Raw genomic sequence first — 23,532 nt, forward strand, 5'->3', positions numbered from 1 at the left:
GGTTCGAAAACTGCACGATAATCTGCCCCGGTGGCTTATGCCAGTCCCGCCCTCTTGGCAGGCACGAGGACGGGACTGCTAAAACAGGCCTCAGACTTTTTCGCAGGTCACCTGCACATGCAGCGCCCGCCCGGCACCCAGCCCGAACACCACGGCGCCAACGCCCAGCACCGCAAAAATCCAACCCAGTGCCGTCCAGCCGCCGGTCAGGTCATGCACCAGCCCTACCGCAAAAGGCCCCATCGAGGCCAGGGTATAACCCACCCCTTGGGCCATGCTCGACAAGTTCGCCGCCACGTGGGCGTCCTTCGAGCGCAGCACGATCAAGGTCAGCGCCAGGGCAAAGGTACCGCCCTGCCCCAGGCCCAGCACAATGGCCCACCCCCACAGTCCGGACAGTGGCGCATACAGGCAACCGAACAGCCCCGCCAGCGTGCCCGACATGACCACCACGATTGCCAGCCGCTGGTCCTTGCCGCGGGTGGCCAACCAGGGGGCGCTGAGCGAGCTGATCAACTGCACGATTACCGACCCTGACAGCACCAACCCTGCCTCGGTCGGGGTGAGGCCGCGGCCGATCAGGATCGATGGCAACCAACCGAACACGATGTAAGCCAGTGATGACTGCAGGCCCATATACAGGGTCACCTGCCAGGCCAGTGGGTCACGCCACAAGCCTCGCACGCGATAGGCCACCTTGTGCAGGCCATGCCCCTGACGGGCCTGTGGCAGCCACACCAGCATGGCCAGCAAAGCCGGCAGCACCCAGAAGCCCAACCCCAGTGCCCAGCTGCCGTCGAAATGCTGGGCCAAAGGTACGGTGGCACCTGCGGCCATGGCCGCGCCCAGGCATAACGCCATGGTGTATACACCGGTCAGCGTGCCAGCGTGCTGTGGAAAGTCGCGCTTGACGATACCGGGTAACAATACGCCGATAATGCCGATGCTGGCCCCCGCCATCAGGCTGCCGAGGAACACCCCGATTGCCCCAAAGGTACTTCGTACCACAAGGCCAAGTGCCAGAGTGAGGAGGATGCCAAGAATCACCCGCTCGCTGCCAAAGCGCCGCGCCAGCAACGGCGCCAAGGGAGCAAACAGGCCCAGGCAGAGCACCGGCAAGGTGGTCAGCAAGCCAGCCTGTGAAGCATTCAGCCCCAAGCCTTCAGATACTTGGCCCAGCACCGGCGCCATGCTCGACAATGCCGGGCGCAGGTTCAAGGCCACCAGCACCAGGCCCAGCAGCAACAGCCAGGGCCGCCGCAACACCACAGCCTGCTGCTGGACCTGTTCGTCGTCAGCTTCAGCGTCGATCAGCAGCTCATCGAGATCCCGCTCGTTCGACGGGGAATTACGGGTGATGGATTCAGCCATGGCCTTCTCGGTGTCAGGATTCAATGAGGATACGGGTCAGGCGCTTGGCCCGTTCAGCGTCACGTTGCTCGATGGCGTCGAGGATCTGTCCATGCAAGTCGAACGTGGCCTGGCAGCGCGGAACGGTGGCCATATTGTGTTGCAGCGCGGCAGCCACGACCCCGGAAAAGTAACGGTAAAGCTCGCTTAATGCCGGGTTGTGGGCGGCATCGACCAGCCGCTGGTGGAACACCAGGTCGCAGGCCACATAGGCATCGACATCGCCGTGAAAATGCCCGGCACTGCCTTCCAGGGCATCCCGTAGCGCTTGCAGGTCGGCATCGGTACGGCGCAAGGCCGCCAGCCCGACGGCCTCCGCCTCGAGAATATGGCGGGTTTCACGGGCCTGCTCGGGCGTACACCGGGACATCGCGTGCACCGCCTGCAGCGGGTCCTGGGCAGTGCGCAGGTAGCTGCCGTCGCCCTGGCGAATTTCCACCAGGCCACTGAACGCCAGCACGCGCATGGCCTCACGCACGGTGTTGCGGCTGATGCCCAGCTGCAAGGCAAGCTCTGGCTCGGTAGGCAGGCGCTGACCGACCTGCCAATCGCCCAGCACGATGCATTCGCGCATGCGCTCTACCGCCAACTCCACCAGGGAGCGCTTGGTCAGCTCTGTATTCATGCCACTCAACCAATCATCCGACGAATTGATGCAGCTTACTGGATTGCAGGCAAAGAGGTAAACCACCTGGTATTTCTGCCAGTTGTGGGCATGCCACTTTGTTGCAACGCTCGTTGCGTGCTTTCAAGGATGCGACCCCATGCGACTGGCAAGTTTGCTGTTATTGCTGTTCCTGGCCCTGCAGCCGGGCTGTGACCCGGCCCGGCACCCGAGCCGCCCTAAAACCTTGCTCATCGGCCTTGACGGCGTGCAATTGCAGCAGTACCTGCAACTGGGCGATGCGACCAACCTGAAACAGCGGCTGCACTACGGCAAGGCTTACGCCGGGGGATCAATGGTAAAGCCAGCGAGCAACCCACCTTGAGTGGCCCAGGCTGGATCACTTTGCTGACCGGCGTGTGGAGCAACAAGCATGGCGTTGAATCGGACGACGACTCGCAACGGGTAAACCCGGCGTTTCCTAGCCTGTTCAAGCGGCTACGCCTGGCCTACCCCAATGCCTATCTCTCCAGCATCGTCAACTGGTCGACCATCAACACGGCATTTCTGCTGGAGGACGCCCATGGCGCCGATGTACGCGAAAGTGGTCTGCCAGATGAACAAGTGATTGAACGAACGTTGCAGATCCTCGGCGACACACCCGCTGATTTCACGTTCATTCAACTGGACGAACCTGACCAGATTGGCCATCACAGGGGTTATGGTGAGCGCTATGCGCAGGCGTTGCGCAAGGCCGACAGCGAGATCGGGCGGCTGTTGGACAAGGTAGACCAGCGGCGTCGCATGTTCCCACAGGAAGACTGGCTGGTACTCGTCAGTACCAACCATGGCCGGGACTATTGGGGCAAAGGCCATGGCGGCGCTTCGGAGCAGGAAAAGAGCATCTTCATCGCCAGCAACAAACCGTTGAATCAGGAACTGACCGAGCTGAGCATTCCTGTGGAAATGCCTGGGCCCGGCGGTCTGTACGGGCTTCCCGCGCAGACCTCGGTAGCGCCCACGGTGCTGCGCCACATGGGCCTCAAGCTGCAGCCGGAATGGCTATTGGACGGCACGCCTTTACTGGGTGATACCGGCGTGCGCAAGGCGCGGGCAGATGAAAACAAAGGACGGCTACGCTGGAACAGTAACGCCAAGGGTTATCTGACCATTATCAAGAACGGCCATGTGGTTGCCCAGGTTGCGGCCAGAGACGAGCAATGGACCGATCCGGAGGGGATGGACAAGCAGAACGATTATGCACTGGTACTGGATGGTACACCGGCGGCAGTGCGCAACAGGCCGGCAGCCAAGCCGTTTGTAATCGAAGACCGCCGCTATTAATCCCTTGGGAAGCAACAGCTCTGTCGTACCTCAAGTGCCCGCCCCCCCGTAGGAGCGGGCTCACCCGCGAAAGGGCCGGACCTGCTGGCCAATTACCACCCGCCATTCACCGTTGCCGCCGCTACCGTATTCGCGGGTAAACCCGCTCCTACATTGGACGCGCACAGGCTGTTGTAGGAGCGGGTTCACCCGCGAATGGGCCGGGCCTGCTGGCCAATTTCCACCGACCGTTCGCCGATGCCGCCGCTACCGTATTCGCGGGTAAACCCGCTCCTACATTGGATGCGCACAGGCTGTTGTAGGAGCGGGTTCACCCGCGAAAGGGCCGGGCCTGCGGGCCAATTTCCACCGACCGTTCGCCGTTGCCGCCGCTACCGTATTCGCGGGTAAACCCGCTCCTACGATGGACGCGCACAGGCTGTTGTAGGAGCGGGTTCACCCGCGAATGGGCCGGGCCTGCTGGCCAATTTCACCAGCCGTTCACCGTTGCCGCCGCTACCGTATTCGCGGGTAAACCCGCTCCTACGATGGACGCGCACAGGCTGTTGTAGGAGCGGGTTCACCCGCTCCTACGATGGACGCGCACAGGCTGTTGTAGGAGCGGGTTCACCCGCGAATGGGCCGGGCCTGCTGGCCAATTTCAACCGACCGTTCGCCGTTGCCGCCGCTACCGTATTCGCGGGTAAACCCGCTCCTACGATGGACGCGCACAGGCTGTTGTAGGAGCGGGTTCACCCGCGAATGGGCCGGGCCTGCTGGCCAATTTCCACCGACCGTTCGCCGCTGCCGCCGCTACCGTATTCGCGGGTAAACCCGCCCCTACACGTCAGCTCAACGCATCCAGCAGCGCCTGGTTCATTTCCGGCGTACCGATGGTAATCCGCAGGAACTGGGCAATACGCGGCTGCTTGAAGTGACGCACGATCACGCCCTGCTCGCGCAAGCGTGCCGCCAGCTCGCCGGCATCCTGCTGCGGGTGGCGGGCGAAGATGAAGTTGGCAGCCGACGGCAGCACCTCAAAGCCCTTGGCCTGCAGCTGACCGACCAACACCTCGCGGCTGTCTATTACCTTGCGGCAGGTTTCCTCGAAGTACTCACGGTCTTCGAACGCCACCGCCGCGCCGACGATAGCTGCACGGTCCAGTGGATAGGAGTTGAAGCTGTTCTTGATCCGCTCCAACGCCTCGATCAGGTCCGGATGCCCCACCGCCAGGCCAACTCGCAGCCCCGCCAGCGAGCGCGACTTCGACAGCGTCTGGGTAACCAGCAGGTTATCGTAGCGGTCCACCAGGCTGATCGCCGTTTCACCACCGAAATCGATGTAGGCCTCATCCACCACCACCACCGAATCACGGTTGGCCTGCAGCAACTCCTCCACCACCTGCAACGGCATCAGGCAACCGGTCGGCGCGTTGGGGTTGGGGAAGATGATGCCAGCGTTGGGCTTTTTGTAGTCCTCAATGCGGATCTGGAACTGCTCATCCAGCGCCACCTGTTCGAAGGCAATGCCGTACAGGCCACAGTAGACCGGGTAGAAGCTGTAGCTGATGTCCGGGAACAGCAGCGGCGCATCGTGCTGGAACAGGCCGTAGAAGATGTGCGCCAGCACCTCGTCCGAGCCGTTGCCGACAAACACCTGCGCCGGGGTCACGCCGTAGTACTCGGCCACCGCTTGCTTGAGACGGTCACCGTTCGGGTCCGGGTACAGGCGCAGGTTATCGTTCAGCTCGCCGCGCATGGCCTCCAGCGCCTTGGGCGACGGGCCATAGGGGTTTTCGTTGGTGTTCAGCTTGACCAGGCGGGCCAGCTTGGGTTGCTCGCCCGGCACGTAAGGCACCAGGTCCTTGACGAAGGGGCTCCAGAATCGACTCATGCTCAGTTCCCCTTCTCTTGGGTCAAAATACGGTATTCAGCGCTGCGGGCGTGGGCGGTCAGCGACTCGCCACGGGCCAGGACCGAGGCAGTGTGGCCCAGTTCGGACGCGCCCTGTTCGGAGCAGAAGATGATCGACGAACGCTTCTGGAAGTCATACACCCCCAGCGGCGACGAAAAACGCGCGGTACCTGAAGTGGGCAGCACGTGGTTAGGGCCAGCGCAGTAATCGCCCAGCGCTTCGCTGGTGTGGCGGCCCATGAAGATCGCGCCAGCGTGACGAATGTGTGGCAGCCAGGCTTGCGGGTCGGCCACCGACAGCTCCAGGTGCTCCGGTGCAATGCGGTTGGCCACTTCCATGGCCTGCTGCATGTCACGTACCTGGATCAGCGCACCACGGCCATTGATCGACTTCTCGATGATATCGGCACGTTCCATGGTCGGCATCAGCTTGTCGATGCTGGCAGCCACGCGATCGAGGAAAGCAGCATCCGGGCTGACCAGGATGGCCTGGGCGTCTTCGTCGTGCTCGGCCTGGGAGAACAGGTCCATGGCGATCCAGTCCGGGTCGGTCTGGCCGTCACACACCACGAGAATTTCCGAGGGGCCGGCGATCATGTCAATGCCTACCTGGCCGAACACGTGGCGCTTGGCGGTGGCAACGTAGATGTTGCCCGGGCCGACGATCTTGTCCACCTGCGGCACGCTTTCAGTCCCGTAGGCCAGCGCAGCCACGGCCTGAGCGCCACCGACGGTGAACACCCGGTCGACACCAGCGATGCAGGCAGCCGCCAGCACCAGCTCGTTGACCTCACCCCGCGGGGTCGGCACCACCATCACCACTTCAGCCACGCCGGCAACCTTGGCCGGGATGGCGTTCATCAGCACCGACGACGGGTACGACGCCTTGCCGCCCGGCACATACAGGCCAGCACGGTCCAGCGGGGTGACCTTCTGGCCGAGCACGGTGCCGTCGGCCTCGGTGTACTGCCAGGAATCCTGCTTCTGCCGCTCGTGATAAATGCGCACACGGTTGGCGGCCTTTTCCAGGGCCTCGCGCTGGACCGGGGTAATACGGGTCAGCGCCAGTTCCAGGCGCGCGCGATTGAGGATCAGGTCGTCAATCGACTTGGCGTCAACACCATCGAAACGCTGGGTGAATTCCACCAGCGCCGCATCACCGCGTTCACGCACGGCCTTGATGATGTCGAGCACGCGCTGATTGACCGCGTCATCGGACACACTTTCCCAGCTCAGCAGATGATCCAGATGTCGGGCGAAATCCGGATCAGCGGCGTTGAGACGGGCAATTGCAGTGGACACGGTCATGGCGAGGGCCTCGTAATATTAGCGAATGCTCAGGCGCCCTAGGGGATTGTGCGAAAAGTGCCTGCGCGACGATCATGCTACGTTAAAAACAGGCTCGGAATGCTCATTTGCAACCAGCAAAGTCGGGCGCGACCCCGGCCGTTCCTCGCCTGTTTTCGTTCTTGCATGATCGCCGCTCGGCGACTTTTCGCACAATCCCAAGCTACCAGTCCATCCGCGCGGGCACCCGAGAAAAATGGCTATGACGCGGATAGACGGGCGCGACAGCGAAGGTCGCGCGCAGGAGTCAACCGCGGTGTCGCGATTCGACCGCTTGACGCAGCGTGTCGATCAGGCTCTGGATACGGGCGTGCTGCATTTTCATGGAGGCTTTGTTGACCACCAGGCGCGAGCTGATCGTGGCGATCAGTTCCTGGGGCTCCAGGCCGTTGGCACGCAGGGTGTTGCCGGTGTCGACCACGTCGATGATCTTGTCGGCAAGGTTGATCAGAGGCGCCAGCTCCATCGAGCCATACAGCTTGATGATGTCGACCTGGCGACCTTGTTCGGCATAGTAACGCTTGGCTACGTTGACGAACTTGGTTGCCACACGCAGGCGGCCCTTGGGCTCGGCTGCGCCGACTACGCCCGCGGTCATCAGCTTGCATTGGGCAATCTGCAGGTCCAGGGGCTCATACAGGCCCTGGCCGCCGTACTCCATCAGCACGTCCTTGCCGGCCACACCCAGGTCGGCAGCGCCATGCTCGACATAGGTCGGCACGTCGGTGGCACGCACGATCAGCAGGCGTACATCGTCCTGCGTGGTGGGGATGATCAGTTTGCGGCTCTTGTCCGGATTTTCGGTCGGCACGATGCCGGCCTCGGCGAGCAACGGCAAGGTATCGTCGAGAATACGGCCTTTGGAAAGCGCGATGGTCAACATTGGAACGTCGGTCCTTAAGCGGCTGCTGCCGGCCAGGTCATCGACCTGGCCGCATTCAATTCAAAAGGTGCGTCCTTGCACCCGCGGGGTACTAGCCCGGTACGCGGCGGATTTTCGCGCCGAGCATCTGCAGTTTTTCCTCGATGCACTCGTAACCACGGTCGATGTGGTAGATGCGATCGATCAGGGTATCGCCTTCAGCAACCAGCGCCGACAGCACCAGGCTGGCGGAAGCACGGAGGTCGGTGGCCATGACCGGGGCACCCTTCAGCGCCTTGACGCCAGTGACGATGGCGGTGTTGCCTTCGACCTGGATCTGCGCGCCCATGCGGTGCATTTCGTAAACATGCATGAAGCGGTTTTCGAAGATGGTCTCGATTACCGCGCCAGTGCCTTCGGCAATGGCATTCAGCGAGATGAACTGCGCCTGCATGTCGGTCGGGAACGCCGGATACGGGGCAGTACGCAGGTTGACGGCTTTCGGCCGCTTGCCATGCATGTCCAGTTCGATCCAGTCTTCGCCAGTGTTGATGTCGGCACCCGCTTCCTTGAGCTTTTCAAGCACGGCTTCAAGGATGGTAGGGTCGGTGTCCTTGACCTTGACGCGGCCACCGGTCACGGCGGCGGCAACCAGGTAGGTACCGGTCTCGATGCGGTCCGGCATCACGCGGTAGTTGGCCGAATCCAGTCGTTCGACACCATCGATGGTGATGGTGTCGGTACCGGCGCCCTGAATGTTCCCGCCCATGGCGTTGATGAAGTTGGCCAGGTCGACTACTTCAGGCTCACGCGCGGCGTTCTGCAACACGCTGCGGCCCTTGGCCAAGGCAGCGGCCATCATGATGTTCTCGGTACCGGTCACGCTGACGGTGTCGAAGAAGAAGTGCGCGCCACGCAGGCCACCTTCAGGCGCCTTGGCCTTGATGTAGCCGCCTTCCACTTCGATCTTCGCCCCCATGGCCTCAAGGCCACGGATGTGCAGATCGACCGGGCGCGAACCAATGGCGCAACCGCCAGGCAGGGCCACTTCGGCCTCGCCGAAACGGGCAACCATCGGGCCCAGCACCAGGATCGAGGCGCGCATGGTCTTGACCAGCTCGTACGGCGCGACCAGGGTCTTGATGGTGCGTGGATCGATCTCCACCGACAGCTTTTCGTCGATCACAGGCTCGATGCCCATGCGCCCGAACAGCTCGATCATGGTGGTGATGTCGTGCAGGTGCGGCAGGTTGCCCACGGTGACCGGGCCATCGGCCAGCAGGGTCGCTGCCAGAATCGGCAGGGCTGCGTTCTTCGCGCCCGAAATGCGGATCTCGCCGTCAAGGCGAGCGCCGCCAGTAATAATCAGTTTGTCCATTGGAGTCTCGCCGCCAAGTTGGCTCAGGTGCGCTCAGCCCAGGCTGCGCTGCTGAAAAATTTCATGGTTACCGCATGGATGCTGCCATTGGCGATCCACGGATTCAGGTGAGCATAGATCGCCTGCTGGCGTTTGACCGGACTCAGGCCAGCCAACTCGTCGCTGATCACGTTCAACTGGAAGTTGCAGCCTTCGCCTTCAACTTCGACCCGGGAACCCGGCAATTTCTCTTCAAGGAAGCTTTTAACTTCTACGGCCTGCATGCTCAACCTCAATCGGCGCCCGATGCGCACGGGTCGGCCATCATACAAAAAAGCCCCTCGCCTGCGAAGCCCAACGAAGGCTTCGCTGACCGAGGGGCCATCATCCGTGCCTGGCCACTAGCTTGCCAGCACTTCATCGAGATCATAGACCTCGGCAATTTCCCGCATGTCGTCAGGCATGCCACGCACTTCGCACGCCTTGCCAGTGGCCTGAGCATCCCGCATGTACGCAAGCAGCAGCGACAAGCCGACACTCGACGACTTCTCGACAGCCGAGCAATCAAGCACCAGTCGCGGCTCGCGCGAGCCATCGATCAGCACCTTGCCTTGCTTGCGCAAGGCCGGGCCGCTGCGGTAGTCCAGCACGCCAGCCAGACGCAGCACGCCCGGCTCTGCCATGCTTACAGCGGCCTCACTCATTTGACGCTCTTCTCTGGCGAGTTGTCGGCAGCCTGCTTGGCCTTGGCCACTTCGCCGGCCCAGCCGTCGATGGTCTTGTCCAGGTCATTGCCGTTACGCTGCATGGCATCGGCGAACTGGTCACGGAACAGCTTGCCGATGTTGATGCCGTTGACGATCACGTTACGCACCTTCCACTCGCCGCCAATGTTCTCCAGGGTGTACTGCACGGGGTACACGGCACCGTTGTTGCCGGTAACCTTCATGCCGACACTGGCGCGCTTGCCGTCATCGGCTTTAGCCGGGTCGACAGTGATGCCCTGGTTGTTGTACTCGAGCAAGGCATTGCCATAGAACTGCATCAGGCTGCGCTTGAAGTTTTCCTGGAAGCGCTGCATCTGCTCCGGGGTCGCCTTGCGGGAGTATTTCACGGTCATGATGCTGCGCGAGATACCGTCGGCATCCACCACCGGGCCGAGAATGCGGTTGAGCGAGTCATAGAAGGCGTTGGGGTTGGACTTGTACTGCTCCTTGTTGGCCTTGAGGTCGCCGAGCAGTTCATTGGTGGTGCTTTGAACCACTTCGTGCGGTGTCTGCACAGCCAGGGCCAGCAGGGGGAAGGCCGCCAGCAGCACCAGCAAGCCACGTCGCAGGATCGAAATCATGGGTACTCCTTAATTAGCCGGTTGCGCTTCTTTCGGTTCCTTGCCAACAGAGTTGAGCAGGAACTTGCCAATCAGATCCTCCAGCACCAGTGCCGACTGTGTGTCATGGATGGTTGCACCATCCTTGAGCACTTCGTCTTCACCGCCAACGCTGATGCCGATGTACTTCTCGCCAAGCAAACCGGCGGTCAGGATCGAGGCAGTGGAGTCGGTCGGCAGGTTATCGACCGACTTGTCCAGCTGCAACGTCACCCGACCGGTGTAGGAATCACGGTCCAGATCGATGGCGGTGACCTTGCCGATGGTCACACCGGCCATGGTCACTTTAGCTCTGACCGTCAAACCGGCGATATTGTCGAAGTAAGCATAAACTTTATAGGTATCGCTGCTCGGGCTGGCCGACAGCCCGCTGACACGCAGGGCCAGCAGCAGCAGCGCCAGGATCCCGGCCAGGAGGAACAGGCCGACACCGATTTCCAGGGTGCGGTTTTGCATCAGAAATCTCCAAACATCAAGGCGGTCAGAATAAAGTCCAGACCCAGCACTGCCAACGAGGCATAGACCACGGTCTTGGTGGTTGCACGACTGATCCCTTCTGAGGTGGGCTCACAGTCGTACCCCTGGAATACGGCGATCCAGGTCGAGACGAAAGCAAACACCAGGCTCTTGACCAGCCCGTTGAGCACGTCGTCAGTGAAAGAAACACTGTTCTGCATGTTGGCCCAGAACGAGCCCTCGTAGACACCCAGCCAGTCCACCGCCACCCACGAGCCACCCCAGATACCGACCACGCTGAAGATCAGCGCCAACAGCGGTAGCGAGATGAAACCGGCCCACAGGCGTGGCGCAACGATGTACTTGAGCGGGTCGACACCGATCATTTCCAGGCTCGACAACTGCTCGGTAGACTTCATGTTGCCGATTTCGGCGGTCAGCGCGGAACCGGCACGCCCGGCGAACAGCAACGCCGTTACCACCGGGCCAAGTTCACGCAGCAGGGTCAGGGCGACCATCTGCCCTACCGCCTGCTCCGAGCCGTACTTGGTCAGGATGCTGTAGCCCTGCAGCGCCAGCACCATGCCGATGAACACACCGGACACGACGACGATCGCCAGCGACAGCACACCCACCGAGTACAACTGCTTGGTCAGCAACTGGAAGCCGCCGCCAATACCACCGCGACCGACCAGCGCATGGAACAGGAACAGGCACGAACGCCCGAGCACGGCCAGCACGTCGATTGCCGAGCGGCCCAGCAGGCGGACACGTTCGAGTAAGGATTTTCTGCGCATCAACGCGCCCCCAGCAGGTCGGCGCGGTAGTCAGGCGCGGGAAAGTGGAAGGGAACCGGGCCATCCGGGTCGCCTTTCATGAATTGGCGGATCCGTGGATTGTCCGAACCCATCAGCTCATCAGGCGTCCCCTGGCCCAGCACCTGGCCGTCACCTACAACGTAGATGTAGTCGGCGATGCTGGCGGTTTCTGCCAGGTCATGGGAAACCACGATGCTGGTGATGCCCAGGGCATCGTTGAGCAGGCGAATCAGGCGCACCAGTACCCCCATGGCGATCGGGTCCTGGCCGACGAACGGTTCGTCGTACATGAGGATCTGCGGGTCCAGGGCAATCGCCCGGGCCAGTGCCACACGGCGCTTCATGCCACCGGACAGCTCGTCGGGCATCAGGTCGATGGCACCGCGCAGGCCCACGGCCTGCAGCTTCATCAACACGATGTCACGGATCATTTCGTCCGACAGCTGAGTATGCACGCGCAGCGGGAACGCGACGTTCTCGAACACATCGAGGTCGGTGAACAACGCGCCGCTCTGGAACAGCACGCCCATCTGCTTGCGGGCGTCGAACAGGTCGCTGCGCGACAGCGTCGGCAGGTTCTGCCCGGCAACCCATACCTCACCGCTCGCGGGACGCAACTGTGCGCCCATCAGGCGGAGCAACGTGGTCTTGCCGCACCCCGATGGCCCCATGATGCCGGTGACCTTGCCGCGCGGGATGCTGATGTCCACGTTGCTGAAAATGCTGCGCGAACCACGTTTGAAGGTTACACCCTTCAACTCGACCGCGTAGGCGCTATCCACACTCATCTAGACTCCTTGCTAATGCAGCCTCGTCCTAATGGACGCCGGCCTCCATCTGGAAGGCACACGCACCCCTGACAGGCCGAATAGCGGCGAACTATAGCACCGCTGACAGCCCCGCCCCAAGGCCGGACAAGCAGTCGTTCAGCCCCGGGACAGGCTTTGGTGGTATTCACTACAGCAATCGAGGAGGTGAGGGTTTTCATCATTGCGCGTATAATCGTCGCCCTTTCATCAGGCATTGCTTTTTCGACATGAGCCAATCCAGCGAGCTGATCCAATCCGCCCAACGCACTCTGCGCCTGGAACTCGAGGCCGTAGAGGCCCTTTTGGCGCGCATCGACGACAATTTCGTCAAAGCCTGCGAACTGATTCTGACCAGCAAGGGCCGGGTCGTCGTGGTCGGCATGGGCAAGTCCGGGCACATCGGCAACAAGATCGCCGCGACCCTGGCCAGCACCGGCACACCGGCGTTTTTCGTGCATCCGGCCGAAGCCAGCCATGGCGACATGGGCATGATCACCCGTGATGATGTCATCCTTGCGCTGTCGAACTCCGGCAGCACCGCCGAAATCGTCACCCTGCTGCCGTTCATCAAACGCCTTGGCATCAAGCTGATCAGCCTGACCGGCAACCCGGACTCGCCGCTGGCCCAGGCCGCCGAGGTCAACCTTGACGCACGTGTCGCACAAGAGGCCTGCCCGCTGAATCTGGCCCCCACCTCCTCCACCACGGCAGCGCTGGTACTGGGCGACGCCTTGGCCATCGCCTTGCTCGAAGCCCGCGGCTTCACCGCCGAGGACTTCGCCTTCTCGCACCCGGGAGGCGCGCTGGGCCGCCGCCTGCTGCTGAAGGTCGAGAACGTGATGCACGCCGGCGACGATCTGCCTCAAGTATCACGCGGCACCCTGCTCAAGGACGCGCTGCTGGAAATGTCCCACAAAGGTTTGGGCATGACCGTGATCGTCGAAGCCGATGGCAAACTGGCCGGGATCTTCACCGACGGTGACCTGCGCCGCAGCCTGGACCGCAATATCGATGTGCACACCACCCTGATCGACCAGGTCATGACCGTTCATGGCAAGACTGCGCGTGCCGACATGCTCGCCGCCGAAGCCCTGAAGATAATGGAAGACCACAAGATCAACGCCCTGGTGGTGGTGGACCGTGAAGACCGCCCGACCGGCGCCCTGAACATGCATGACCTGCTGCGCGCCGGCGTAATGTAAAGGAGCGATGGAATGAACCAGGACCTCATGCAACGCGGCAAAGGCATCAAGCTGGCAGTGTTCGACGTAGACGGCGTGCTCACCGACGGGCGCCTGTACTTCCTCGAGGATGGCAGCGAATTCAAGACGTTCAATACCCTCGACGGCCAGGGCATCAAGATGCTAATGGCCTCGGGCGTGACCACCGCGATCATCAGCGGGCGCAAGACCCCCGTGGTCGAACGCCGGGCCAGTAACCTCGGCATCCCGCACCTCTACCAAGGCCGGGAGGACAAATTGGTGGTGCTTGACGGCCTGCTCGCCGAACTGGGCCTAAGCTATGATCAAGTGGCTTACCTGGGCGACGACCTGCCCGACCTGCCGGTGATTCGCCGAGTGGCTCTGGGCATGGCCGTAGCCAACGCCGCACCGTTCGTACGCCAGCACGCCCACGGCGTGACCCAGGCACGTGGCGGCGAAGGCGCGGCCCGTGAATTCTGCGAATTGATCATGCAGGCCCAGGGCACCCTGGACGCTGCCAACGCCAACTACCTGTAAGGCTGCCCATGCTCAGCAAGAAAGCCCGAAACATTGTGCTGCTCGGGGCGATAGCCGCCCTGTTGGTAGCCATTGGCTACTGGAATGTCAGCCCGGAAAGCTTCCTCGACAAGCCCGTGGCCCAGGTCGACGAAAGCGCCATCGATTACTACGCGATCAACGCCCACAGCGTGCAGTTCCTGCCCGACGGCAAGCTGCAATACGAAATGACCGCCGACAGAATCGAACACCTCAAGACCAGCGAAGTCACCCAGGTGACCACACCGGACCTGCACCTGTACCGCGGCACCGAGTACCCGTGGCATGTGCAGAGCACGCGCGCCGAGGTCAATCCTGACGGTACCGAGGTCGAGCTGATCGACAAGGTGCGGATTGCCCGCACCGATGAAAAGCAGCGTGAAACCATCATTACCAGCTCACGCATGACCGTGTTCCCGCAGAAGCAATATGCGCAGACCGAGCAAGCCGTTAGAATCGACGGCGCCGGAGGCACCAATACGGGCAAAGGCATGAAAGCGTATTTGAAAGAAGGCAAGATGGACTTGCTCTCTAACGTAAGAGGACAGTATGAGGCTCGTTAAAACCCTCCCCCTTTTGCTCAGCCTGAGCGCAGCACTGGGAAGCGCGAGCGCCCTCGCCCTGCCGAACGACCGTGACCAGCCTATCCGCATCCAGGCCGACAACGCTCATCTGGATGACAAGCAAGGCGTGGCCACTTACACCGGCGACGTGATCATCACTCAGGGTTCGATGATGATCAAAGGCAACACCGTGACCATTACCCGCTCCGCCTCTGGCGATATCGACGTAGTGACCTCGGTGGGCAACCTGGCCTACTTCGAGCAGCAGCAGAGCGCAGCCAAGCCGGACAAGATGAAAGGCTGGGGCGTAACCATCCAGTACCAGTCGCAGAAGGACTTGGTCATTCTCACCGACCGCGCCAAGGTCGAGAGCGAAGGCAATACCACCGAAGGCGAAAAGATCGTCTACAACACTCAGACCCAGGTGGCGACCGCCGGCCGTGGTGGCAATGTGACAACACCCCGTCAGCGCATCGACATGGTGATCCAGCCCAAGAAGAAGGCCGAGTAAATGGCAACCCTCAAAGCCCAGCACCTGGCAAAGAGCTACAAGGGGCGGCAGGTAGTACGTGATGTCAGCCTGTCTATCGACAGCGGCCAGATCGTCGGCCTGCTCGGCCCCAACGGCGCCGGCAAGACCACCTGCTTCTACATGATTGTCGGGCTGGTCCAGGCCGAACAGGGCCGCGTACTGATCGACAACCTCGATGTCAGCCACCAGCCCATGCACGGCCGCGCCCGCGCCGGTATCGGCTACCTGCCGCAGGAAGCCTCGATCTTCCGCAAGCTGTCGGTCGCCGACAACATCATGGCCATCCTCGAGACCCGCAAGGACCTCGACCGGGACGGCCGCCGCAAAGAGCTGGAAAGCCTGCTGCAGGAGTTCCACATCAGCCACATCCGGGACAACCTCGGCATGAGCCTGTCCGGTGGTGAACGCCGCCGCGTCGAAATTGCGCGCGCCCTGGCGACCGCACCCAAGTTCATCCTGCTGGACGAACCGTTCGCCGGTGTCGACCCGATTTCGGTCGGCGACATCAAGCAGATCATCCATCACCTCAAGGCCAAAGGTATCGGCGTACTGATTACCGACCACAACGTGCGTGAAACCCTGGATATCTGCGAAACCGCTTATATCGTCAACGATGGCCGATTGATCGCCGAAGGCGACGCTGAAACCATCCTGGCAAACGACTTGGTCAAAGAAGTTTACCTGGGCCACGAGTTCCGCCTCTGACCCGGCACGCGCCTGAAGTACTGGCAAACAGCCCTGAGACTGCGGGTAAAGTTGTTACGGTACTCTAGGCAAACGCTACAATTTAAGGCATAAAACTTGCTTGATCTGGCGCTTCGGCGCCCTCGTGTAGTGGATGGCGCATGCGCGCCGGCGAACAAGGTATTAAGCCCCTGCCATGAAACCATCGCTCGTCCTAAAAATGGGCCAGCAACTGACGATGACACCTCAGTTGCAACAGGCCATCCGCCTGCTCCAGCTCTCTACCCTGGACCTCCAACAGGAAATCCAGGAAGCGCTGGAGTCGAACCCGATGCTCGAACGTCAGGAAGACGGCGAAGACTTCGACAACAGCGACCCGATGGCCGACAACGCCGAGAACAAGCCGGCCGCCGAAGTTCAGGACAACAGTTTCCAGGAAAGCACCGTCAGCGCCGACAACCTGGAAGACGGTGAGTGGAGCGAGCGCATCCCCAACGAGCTCCCCGTCGATACGGCCTGGGAAGACATCTACCAGACCAGCGCCAGCAGCCTGCCGAGCAACGATGATGACGAATGGGACTTCACCACGCGCACATCGGCCGGCGAAAGCCTGCAAAGCCACCTGCTGTGGCAGTTGAACCTGGCGCCGATGTCCGACACCGACCGCTTGATTGCCGTGACCCTGATCGACAGCATCAACGGCCAGGGCTACCTGGAAGACACACTCGAAGAAATCTGCGCAGGGTTCGACCCGGAGCTGGATATCGAGCTGGACGAGGTCGAAGCCGTACTGCACCGCATCCAGCAGTTCGAGCCGGCTGGCGTCGGCGCCCGCAATCTGGGCGAATGCCTGTTGCTGCAACTGCGCCAGCTGCCCGCTACAACCCCGTGGATGACCGAAGCCAAGCGCCTGGTCACCGATTTCATCGACCTGCTCGGCAGCCGTGACTACAGCCAGCTGATGCGGCGGATGAAAATCAAGGAAGACGAACTGCGCCAGGTCATCGAACTGGTGCAAAGCCTTAACCCGCGCCCTGGTTCGCAGATCGAGTCCAGCGAGCCCGAGTACGTGGTGCCCGACGTCATCGTGCGCAAGGACAGCGACCGTTGGCTGGTAGAACTGAACCAGGAAGCCATCCCACGCCTGCGCGTCAACCCACAATACGCCGGCTTCGTGCGCCGTGCCGACACCAGCGCCGACAACACCTTCATGCGCAACCAGCTGCAGGAAGCGCGCTGGTTCATCAAGAGCCTGCAAAGCCGTAACGAAACCCTGATGAAAGTTGCCACGCAGATCGTCGAGCACCAGCGCGGCTTCCTCGACCACGGCGACGAAGCGATGAAGCCGTTGGTACTGCATGACATTGCCGAAGCCGTAGGCATGCACGAATCGACCATCTCGCGGGTTACCACGCAGAAATACATGCACACCCCGCGTGGCATCTACGAACTGAAATACTTTTTCTCCAGCCATGTCAGCACCTCCGAAGGCGGAGAATGCTCGTCCACGGCGATCCGCGCGATCATCAAGAAACTGGTTGCGGCGGAAAATCAGAAAAAGCCATTGAGTGACAGCAAGATCGCTGGTTTACTGGAGGCACAAGGCATCCAGGTAGCCCGTCGCACCGTCGCCAAGTACCGCGAGTCCCTCGGCATCGCACCGTCGAGCGAACGCAAGCGACTGATGTAGCCCCTGAGATGTGCCACAGCGTTTTCGTGGCAGGTGCAAGACCTGCCTCTTTATGCACGGGCAACAAAGGAGAAGCTGTATGCAAGTCAATATCAGTGGACAGCATGTAGAAGTCACCCAGCCACTGCGCGATTACGTGCTTGAAAAGCTCGCCCGCGTGGAGAGTCACTTCGACAAGATCACCAACGTGCAGGTAATCATGAAAGTCGAGAAGCTTCAGCAGAAGGTCGAGGCGACCCTGCAGATTCCCGGCGGCGAAGTGGTAGCCAACGCCGAACACGAAGACATGTATGCAGCGATCGACGCCTTGGCCGACAAGCTCGACCGCCAACTGAAAAAACACAAGGAAAAACAGCAAAGCCTGCTGCAAGGTGCAGCTGCCCGCTGATCCCCCTCATCCATGATCCGACTTGAAACCATCCTGACCCCCGGCCGTTCCCTCGTGAACGTGCCGGGCGGCAGCAAGAAGCGCGCCCTGGAAAAGGTCGCCACTGTCATCGCCGACCAAGTGCCAGAACTGGAGATGCAGGACGTCTTCGAAAAACTGGTAGCCCGGGAAAAGCTCGGTTCTACCGGTTTTGGCAATGGCATCGCCATCCCGCACTGCCGGCTTGAAGGATGCTCTGCGCCAGTCAGCGCCCTGCTGCACCTGGAAGCGCCTATCGATTACGACGCCATCGATGGCGCGCCGGTGGACCTGCTGTTTGTGCTGCTGGTGCCCGAAGCGGCCACCGATGCCCACCTTGAACTTCTGCGTCAGATCGCCAGCATGCTCGATCGCAAGGAGGTCCGTGATCGACTGCGTGCGGCCACCAGCAACGAGGCCCTGTTCCAGGTTGTCCTGGACGTACAGAACGAGCACTGAACATGCGCCTGATCATCGTCAGCGGCCGGTCCGGCTCCGGCAAGAGCACCGCCCTCGATGTCCTGGAAGACAGCGGTTTCTATTGCATCGACAATCTGCCAGCCGGGCTATTGCCGCAGTTGGCGGAAAATGCACTGATCAACACCGAATTGCTGCAGCCCAAGGTGGCGGTTTCGATCGACGCACGCAACCTGCCCAGCCACCTGATGCGTTTTCCCGAGCTGCTTGAAGAAGCCCGCGCACGGCACATCCAGTGCGACGTGTTGTACCTGGATGCCGATGAAGAGGTCCTTCTCAAGCGTTTCTCGGAAACCCGCAGGCGGCACCCCCTGACCAACGCCAACCGCTCGCTCGCGGAAGCGATCCGCGTGGAAAGCGATTTGTTGGGCCCCATTGCCGACCTGGCCGACCTGAAGATCGACACCACCAACCTGAACCTGTACCAGTTGCGTGACTCGATCAAACTGCGTCTGCTCAACCAACCCGAGCCTGGCACAGCGTTTCTGGTCGAGTCGTTCGGGTTCAAACGGGGCATGCCGGTCGACGCCGACCTGGTTTTTGACGTGCGCTGCCTGCCCAACCCCTACTGGAAACCAGAACTGCGTGAGCACTCAGGTCTCGATCAACCCGTGATCGACTACCTGGCCGCACAACCGGATGTCGAAGACATGTACAACGACATCTCCAGCTACCTGCTCAAATGGTTGCCCCGCTTCGCTGCCAGCAACCGCGCCTACGTAACCATTGCCATCGGCTGCACTGGCGGCCATCACCGTTCGGTGTACATCACCGAGCGCCTTGGTCAACAGCTGCAGCAAACCCTGAAAAACGTCCAGGTCCGTCATCGCGACCTCTAGCCCAAGGATCCACCCCTGATGCCCGCCCGCGAAATCACCATCATCAACAAGCTGGGTCTGCATGCCCGGGCGGCAGCCAAGTTCGTCGGTGTGGCCGGCCGCTTCCCCTGCCAGGTACGGGTGGGTCGCGCCCCGGACAAGCTGGTGGATGGCAAGAGCATCATGGCGGTGATGATGCTGGCCGCAGGCAAAGGCACCCAGGTGCACCTGCATACCGAGGGTGAGCAGGACAACGACGCCATGGATGCACTGGTCGAACTGATCAACAATTTCTTTGACGAAGGCGAATAGGCCTCGCAAACCTGCGCTTGCACAAGATCAGGACATCGCGGTATCCATCACCATCATCAGACAGAAGCCTGTACACAGCCCAAGACTGGCCAGACGATGATGGCCGTTGCTGCGCGATTCGGGGATGATTTCCTGGGTGACCACCAGCAACATCGCCCCTGCTGCACAGGCCAGCCCCAGCGGCAGCAGCAGTTCGGCAACATTCACCAGCCAGGCACAGATCAACGCCGCCACCGGCTCGACCAAGCCTGAGGCTGCGCCGATCAGGAAGGCCTTGAAGCGCGGCATGCCCGCCCCTGCCAGCACCAGCGCGATCACCAGCCCCTCAGGCACATCCTGCAAGGCAATGCCCATGGCCAGGCTGTCGGCGTCGGCCATACCTCCCCCGGCCGACACACCAATGGCCATACCTTCGGGGATGTTGTGGGCAATGATGGCAATCACGAACAGCCAGATGCGCGCTGCAATCACCGGCTGGTTTGCTGTGCCCACCAACGCTTCAGGCGAAGCCCAGGATACCTTGAGGTCGACCAGGAACAGGCACAACGCCCCGAACATCAGGCCAAAACTGACCAGGCCACCTGCCCCCCAAGGGCTGAAGCCAATAGACTGAGCCGCCGCCAGGCCCGGCATGATCAGGGAAAACGCGGTGGCCGCCAGCATCACGCCAGCACCGAAGCCCAACAGCGTATCCGCCAGCGCCACGGGCATATTGCGAATGACCAGTACCGGTACTGCGCCCAGTGCCGTACCCAGCGCGCATAAAGCACCGCCCTCCAGGGCGCGCAGCATGCGCGGATCGAGGTCTAGCCAGGCGAGGCCCCGTGCCACCAGTAACGCGGCGCCAGCCAGCAAAAGCAAAGTCCCAAGCGCCAGGCGGAACAGGCGCACACTGCTGACAGACATCACCTCAGAGCGCATACCGGTCCGACTCACTTCAGGGCTTCAAGGTAACGACGTTCAACTTCCACCCAGTCAATGACGTTGTAGAAGGCACCGATGTATTCCGGACGACGGTTCTGGTACTTGAGGTAGTAAGCGTGCTCCCACACGTCCAGGCCCAGGATCGGCGCATTGCCGTGCATCAGCGGGCTGTCCTGGTTGCCGCTACTCTCCACCACCAACGTTTTTTGCGGCGTGACGCTGAGCCAGGCCCAACCGCTGCCGAAGCGGGTCAACGCGGCTTTGGTGAAAGCCTCCTTGAAAGCCTCGAAGCCGCCAAGTTGTGCTGTGACGGCTTGCGCCAGCTGGCCCACAGCCTCGCCACCGCCCTGAGGTGACATGACAGTCCAGAACAGGCTGTGGTTGGCGTGACCGCCACCGTGGTTGGTCACAGCGCCACGCAGGTTCTCCGGCAGTTGCTTGACGGCAGCGACCAGTTTTTCCACCGGCCATTCGGCCCACTCGGTACCTTCGAGGGCGGCATTGAGGCTGTTCACGTAGGTCTGGTGATGCTTGGTGTGGTGGATTTCCATTGTCTGGGCATCAATGTGTGGTTCCAGCGCATCGTAGGCGTATGGCAATGCAGGCAAGGTATGGGGCATGTCAGTGAATTCCGTAGGCATGGGTTCTGGGTGCCACATCCGGTTGGGCAGCGAGCTCGCTGGCCCCGGCGCTGTGGCGGTTGAGCAAGCGCTCGGTACGCGGGTACTGGCCATACTCGGCAATGAAACTCAGCAGCTCGGTGTAAGTGCGCGCACTGTGGCGCAGGGCGGCATCACGCAGTGCCTGAGGCAGGCGCGCTTCCTGGCAGGCCTGCAGCAGTCGCTGATGAGCCGCGCACAGATAGTCGGCACTTTCATGCGGCTGGTTAAGGCGCAGGTGCAGGTCAGCCAGGTTGTGGTGGGCGATGACGAATGCAGCCACCGCTTCATCCACGTCATGCCAGCGCTCGAACAGCACCTGGGCCAACGCCAAGGCCTGCAGGTAGTGTTCCCGGGCGTCCACCAGTTCGCCTTGTTCGAATAGGCGGTTGGCGGTTTCCGTGGTGCGTTTCCAGTGCTGCATGGTTGTCTCCTGGGCGGTGACGCAGTGTCAGATACCGCCGGCGGTGAGTTTTTCCGGGTCCAGCAGCGCTTCAAGCTGGTCGCGGGACAGGTCGGTGTGCTCCAGCGCCACATCGATGATTGGACGACCCTGCTTGTAGGCGGTCTTGGCGATTTCGGCGGCCTTGAGGTAGCCGATGATCGGATTCAACGCCGTGACCAGAATCGGGTTGCGCGCGAGCGCTTCCTTGAGTTTGTCTTCGTTGACCTTGAAGCTGGCGATGGCTTTGTCGGCCAGCAAGCGGCTGACATTGGCCATCAGCTCGATGCTTTCCAGCAGGTTGCGGGCGATCACCGGCAGCATCACGTTCAGCTCGAAGTTACCGGCTTGACCTGCGACGGCGATGGTCGCGTCGTTGCCAATCACTTGGGCGGCGACCATGGCAGTGGCCTCCGGGATCACCGGGTTGACCTTGCCTGGCATGATCGAAGAGCCCGGCTGCAGAGCTTGCAGCTCAATTTCGCCCAGACCGGCCAGCGGGCCGGAGTTCATCCAGCGCAGATCGTTGGCGATTTTCATCAACGCCACCGCGGTGGTCTTGAGCTGGCCAGACAAAGCCACGGCAGTGTCCTGCGAGCCGATCAGTGCGAACAGGTTCTGGCCGGGCGTGAACTCGACCTTGGTCAGGCCACTGAGCTGACGAGCGAAACCGACAGCGAACTGCGGATGGGCATTGATGCCGGTACCCACGGCGGTTCCGCCCTGGGCCAGCGCCTGCAAGTGCGGCAGCACACCTTCGATGTGCGACTTGGCAGCATTGATCTGCGCAGCCCAGCCATCCAGCACCTGGCTCATGCGCACGGGCATCGCGTCCATCAGGTGAGTACGACCGGTCTTCACGAATTGATGTACTTGTGCCGACTTGACCTCGATCACCTGTACCAGGTGCGCCAGGGCTGGCAGCAACTGCTCGTGCAGGGCCAACGCGGCGCTGACATGGATGGTGGTCGGAATGATGTCATTGCTGCTCTGGCCACAGTTGACGTGGTCATTGGCATTGACCGCCTCACCCAGTACATGGGTAGCCAAGGTGGCGATCACCTCATTGGCGTTCATGTTCGAACTGGTGCCTGAGCCTGTCTGGAACACATCCACCGGGAAGTGCTGGATGAAGTCCTCGGCCAGCAATTGCTCGACAGCCTTGACGATAGCCTGGCCCTGCCCGGCAGACAGTTGCTCCAGTTCGACGTTGGCCTTGGCCGCAGCGGCCTTGGCCAGCAACAAGGCACGAATGAACTGGGCCGGCATACGCTGGCCGCTGATCGGGAAGTTGTCGACCGCGCGCTGGGTCTGGGCGCCATAGAGGGCCTGGGCCGGCACCTGCAGCTCACCCATGCTGTCACGCTCGATACGGGTATCACTCATCATCAAATCCTTGCATCAGTTCATCGGGAGAAATCGAAGGCAGCAGACGGCAATTGGCCAGCTGCAGGGCGTAGGGTTGCCAGCGTTGGTTCTGTTCCTGGCGGTCGAGGTTGCGCAGGTCCAGCAGAGGACGCCAGGCCTGGTCCAGGCACAGACAACGCCAATGCCAGGGGAGCATGCGATCGCAGGCGGTATCCAGCAGCAGGCGAAACGCTGTCAGCGCCACCGTCCATGGCGAGGTTTCGGTGCAGCACACCAGATAGCGGCCTTCGGCCAGGTAATGCTCGATCAGGCGCGGCTCGTCGGGGTCGAGCGCACAGCGAATGCGCCGGCTGAGCCAGCGCCAGTTTTCCAGGTAGGGCAGTTCGCGGAGGACGGATTTCATGAACATCATCGCCGGGTTACTGGATAATGATATTCATTATTAAGTGATAAATAGAATCACTTCAAGAAAAAGGTGATGAAATAAAAACCCGGCGCGGGGGCCGGGTCTTCGGATTTGCAGAGAAAGGTGTAGTGCTGTGTAGGCCTCTTCGCGGGTAAACCCGCTCCTACAGCGGCCTGTGTCCCCGCCCCGATGTGCGTCTACCACCGT

At 61.4% G+C, this 23,532-nt stretch carries 27 protein-coding genes and 1 pseudogene; 11 read left to right on the forward strand and 17 right to left on the reverse strand.

What is annotated here, in order from left to right:
* Positions 1-90: 90 nt before the first annotated feature.
* Both C4Q27_RS06285 and C4Q27_RS06290 read right to left on the reverse strand, forming a co-directional pair.
* Positions 91-1,371 carry an MFS transporter gene (locus C4Q27_RS06285; protein ID WP_064493186.1) on the reverse strand — a complete coding sequence of 427 codons (1,281 nt, stop codon included), beginning with the start codon at positions 1,369-1,371 and terminating at the stop codon, positions 91-93.
* A 13-nt stretch (positions 1,372-1,384) separates the two neighbouring features.
* Positions 1,385-2,035 carry a FadR/GntR family transcriptional regulator gene (locus C4Q27_RS06290; protein WP_010952159.1) on the reverse strand — a complete coding sequence of 217 codons (651 nt, stop codon included), beginning with the start codon at positions 2,033-2,035 and terminating at the stop codon, positions 1,385-1,387.
* Positions 2,036-2,174: 139 nt separating this feature from the next.
* On the opposite strand from C4Q27_RS06290, the pseudogene C4Q27_RS06295 reads away from it, so the two are divergent.
* Positions 2,175-3,358, forward strand: a pseudogene (locus C4Q27_RS06295) (alkaline phosphatase family protein).
* Between the two features lie 826 nt (positions 3,359-4,184).
* Here the strand turns inward: C4Q27_RS06295 and hisC are convergent.
* The 10 genes from hisC to C4Q27_RS06350 form a co-directional block, all read right to left on the reverse strand.
* The gene (gene hisC, locus C4Q27_RS06305) at positions 4,185-5,231 is read right to left on the reverse strand and encodes a histidinol-phosphate transaminase (protein ID WP_104886639.1); all 1,047 of its coding nucleotides are present in this window, start codon (positions 5,229-5,231) and stop codon (positions 4,185-4,187) included.
* A 2-nt stretch (positions 5,232-5,233) separates the two neighbouring features.
* Positions 5,234-6,559 carry a histidinol dehydrogenase gene (hisD, locus tag C4Q27_RS06310; protein ID WP_064492416.1) on the reverse strand — a complete coding sequence of 442 codons (1,326 nt, stop codon included), beginning with the start codon at positions 6,557-6,559 and terminating at the stop codon, positions 5,234-5,236.
* A 286-nt stretch (positions 6,560-6,845) separates the two neighbouring features.
* Positions 6,846-7,481 carry an ATP phosphoribosyltransferase gene (gene hisG, locus C4Q27_RS06315; protein WP_003255118.1) on the reverse strand — a complete coding sequence of 212 codons (636 nt, stop codon included), beginning with the start codon at positions 7,479-7,481 and terminating at the stop codon, positions 6,846-6,848.
* Positions 7,482-7,572: 91 nt separating this feature from the next.
* Positions 7,573-8,838 (reverse strand): UDP-N-acetylglucosamine 1-carboxyvinyltransferase, encoded by a 1,266-nt coding sequence (gene murA, locus C4Q27_RS06320; RefSeq protein WP_003255119.1) that lies wholly within the window; start codon positions 8,836-8,838, stop codon positions 7,573-7,575.
* 23 nt (positions 8,839-8,861) lie between these two features.
* Positions 8,862-9,101, reverse strand: coding sequence for a BolA family protein (locus tag C4Q27_RS06325; protein ID WP_003255121.1), 240 nt, complete (start codon positions 9,099-9,101; stop codon positions 8,862-8,864).
* Positions 9,102-9,218: 117 nt separating this feature from the next.
* Entirely contained in the window at positions 9,219-9,521 is a 303-nt protein-coding gene (locus C4Q27_RS06330; protein ID WP_003255122.1) for a lipid asymmetry maintenance protein MlaB, read from the reverse strand.
* Positions 9,518-10,165, reverse strand: coding sequence for a phospholipid-binding protein MlaC (locus C4Q27_RS06335; RefSeq protein ID WP_010952153.1), 648 nt, complete (start codon positions 10,163-10,165; stop codon positions 9,518-9,520). The genes C4Q27_RS06330 and C4Q27_RS06335 overlap by 4 nt, the downstream gene beginning before the upstream one ends.
* A 9-nt stretch (positions 10,166-10,174) precedes the next feature.
* Positions 10,175-10,660 carry an outer membrane lipid asymmetry maintenance protein MlaD gene (gene mlaD / locus C4Q27_RS06340; RefSeq protein WP_010952152.1) on the reverse strand — a complete coding sequence of 162 codons (486 nt, stop codon included), beginning with the start codon at positions 10,658-10,660 and terminating at the stop codon, positions 10,175-10,177.
* On the reverse strand, positions 10,660-11,457 hold the full coding sequence (gene mlaE, locus C4Q27_RS06345) for a lipid asymmetry maintenance ABC transporter permease subunit MlaE (protein WP_003255125.1): 798 nt from the start codon (positions 11,455-11,457) through the stop codon (positions 10,660-10,662). Before mlaE ends, mlaD begins: the two co-directional genes overlap by 1 nt.
* On the reverse strand, positions 11,457-12,266 hold the full coding sequence (locus tag C4Q27_RS06350; protein WP_003255127.1) for an ATP-binding cassette domain-containing protein: 810 nt from the start codon (positions 12,264-12,266) through the stop codon (positions 11,457-11,459). Before C4Q27_RS06350 ends, mlaE begins: the two co-directional genes overlap by 1 nt.
* A gap of 248 nt (positions 12,267-12,514) precedes the next feature.
* On the opposite strand from C4Q27_RS06350, the gene C4Q27_RS06355 reads away from it, so the two are divergent.
* The 10 genes from C4Q27_RS06355 (at position 12,515) to C4Q27_RS06400 (ending at position 19,526) form a co-directional block, all read left to right on the forward strand.
* A complete protein-coding gene (locus C4Q27_RS06355) occupies positions 12,515-13,489 on the forward strand; it encodes an SIS domain-containing protein (RefSeq protein ID WP_003255128.1) in 975 nt (324 codons plus the stop codon).
* A 12-nt stretch (positions 13,490-13,501) separates the two neighbouring features.
* A complete protein-coding gene (locus tag C4Q27_RS06360) occupies positions 13,502-14,026 on the forward strand; it encodes an HAD family hydrolase (protein ID WP_003255129.1) in 525 nt (174 codons plus the stop codon).
* Between the two features lie 8 nt (positions 14,027-14,034).
* Entirely contained in the window at positions 14,035-14,607 is a 573-nt protein-coding gene (gene lptC, locus C4Q27_RS06365; protein WP_104886640.1) for an LPS export ABC transporter periplasmic protein LptC, read from the forward strand.
* Complete coding sequence (lptA, locus tag C4Q27_RS06370; RefSeq protein ID WP_003255131.1) at positions 14,594-15,118, forward strand: lipopolysaccharide transport periplasmic protein LptA; 525 nt, start codon at positions 14,594-14,596, stop codon at positions 15,116-15,118. Before lptC ends, lptA begins: the two co-directional genes overlap by 14 nt.
* Positions 15,119-15,844, forward strand: coding sequence for an LPS export ABC transporter ATP-binding protein (gene lptB / locus C4Q27_RS06375; RefSeq protein WP_003255132.1), 726 nt, complete (start codon positions 15,119-15,121; stop codon positions 15,842-15,844).
* Between the two features lie 175 nt (positions 15,845-16,019).
* Complete coding sequence (locus tag C4Q27_RS06380; protein ID WP_003255133.1) at positions 16,020-17,513, forward strand: RNA polymerase factor sigma-54; 1,494 nt, start codon at positions 16,020-16,022, stop codon at positions 17,511-17,513.
* A 79-nt stretch (positions 17,514-17,592) separates the two neighbouring features.
* Complete coding sequence (gene hpf / locus C4Q27_RS06385) at positions 17,593-17,901, forward strand: ribosome hibernation-promoting factor, HPF/YfiA family (RefSeq protein WP_003255135.1); 309 nt, start codon at positions 17,593-17,595, stop codon at positions 17,899-17,901.
* A 12-nt stretch (positions 17,902-17,913) separates the two neighbouring features.
* The gene (gene ptsN, locus C4Q27_RS06390) at positions 17,914-18,378 is read left to right on the forward strand and encodes a PTS IIA-like nitrogen regulatory protein PtsN (RefSeq protein ID WP_003255137.1); all 465 of its coding nucleotides are present in this window, start codon (positions 17,914-17,916) and stop codon (positions 18,376-18,378) included.
* A 2-nt stretch (positions 18,379-18,380) separates the two neighbouring features.
* Positions 18,381-19,235 (forward strand): RNase adapter RapZ, encoded by an 855-nt coding sequence (rapZ, locus tag C4Q27_RS06395; protein ID WP_003255139.1) that lies wholly within the window; start codon positions 18,381-18,383, stop codon positions 19,233-19,235.
* A gap of 18 nt (positions 19,236-19,253) precedes the next feature.
* Positions 19,254-19,526 carry an HPr family phosphocarrier protein gene (locus C4Q27_RS06400; RefSeq protein ID WP_003255140.1) on the forward strand — a complete coding sequence of 91 codons (273 nt, stop codon included), beginning with the start codon at positions 19,254-19,256 and terminating at the stop codon, positions 19,524-19,526.
* A gap of 27 nt (positions 19,527-19,553) precedes the next feature.
* Here the strand turns inward: C4Q27_RS06400 and C4Q27_RS06405 are convergent, their stop codons facing one another.
* The 5 genes from C4Q27_RS06405 to C4Q27_RS06425 are packed head-to-tail and all read right to left on the reverse strand — an operon-like array spanning position 19,554 to position 23,331.
* Complete coding sequence (locus C4Q27_RS06405; protein WP_003255142.1) at positions 19,554-20,447, reverse strand: ZIP family metal transporter; 894 nt, start codon at positions 20,445-20,447, stop codon at positions 19,554-19,556.
* Positions 20,448-20,458: 11 nt separating this feature from the next.
* Positions 20,459-21,070, reverse strand: a complete 612-nt coding sequence (locus C4Q27_RS06410; protein ID WP_104886641.1) for a superoxide dismutase — start codon at positions 21,068-21,070, stop codon at positions 20,459-20,461.
* Position 21,071: 1 nt separating this feature from the next.
* Complete coding sequence (locus C4Q27_RS06415) at positions 21,072-21,533, reverse strand: hypothetical protein (RefSeq protein WP_019750558.1); 462 nt, start codon at positions 21,531-21,533, stop codon at positions 21,072-21,074.
* Between the two features lie 27 nt (positions 21,534-21,560).
* Positions 21,561-22,937, reverse strand: coding sequence for a lyase family protein (locus tag C4Q27_RS06420; protein ID WP_104886642.1), 1,377 nt, complete (start codon positions 22,935-22,937; stop codon positions 21,561-21,563).
* Positions 22,930-23,331 carry a hypothetical protein gene (locus tag C4Q27_RS06425; RefSeq protein WP_012051310.1) on the reverse strand — a complete coding sequence of 134 codons (402 nt, stop codon included), beginning with the start codon at positions 23,329-23,331 and terminating at the stop codon, positions 22,930-22,932. The genes C4Q27_RS06420 and C4Q27_RS06425 overlap by 8 nt, the downstream gene beginning before the upstream one ends.
* Positions 23,332-23,532: the final 201 nt, after the last annotated feature.

Source organism: Pseudomonas sp. SWI36, from assembly GCF_002948105.1.
Taxonomy (GTDB): domain Bacteria; phylum Pseudomonadota; class Gammaproteobacteria; order Pseudomonadales; family Pseudomonadaceae; genus Aquipseudomonas; species Aquipseudomonas alloputida.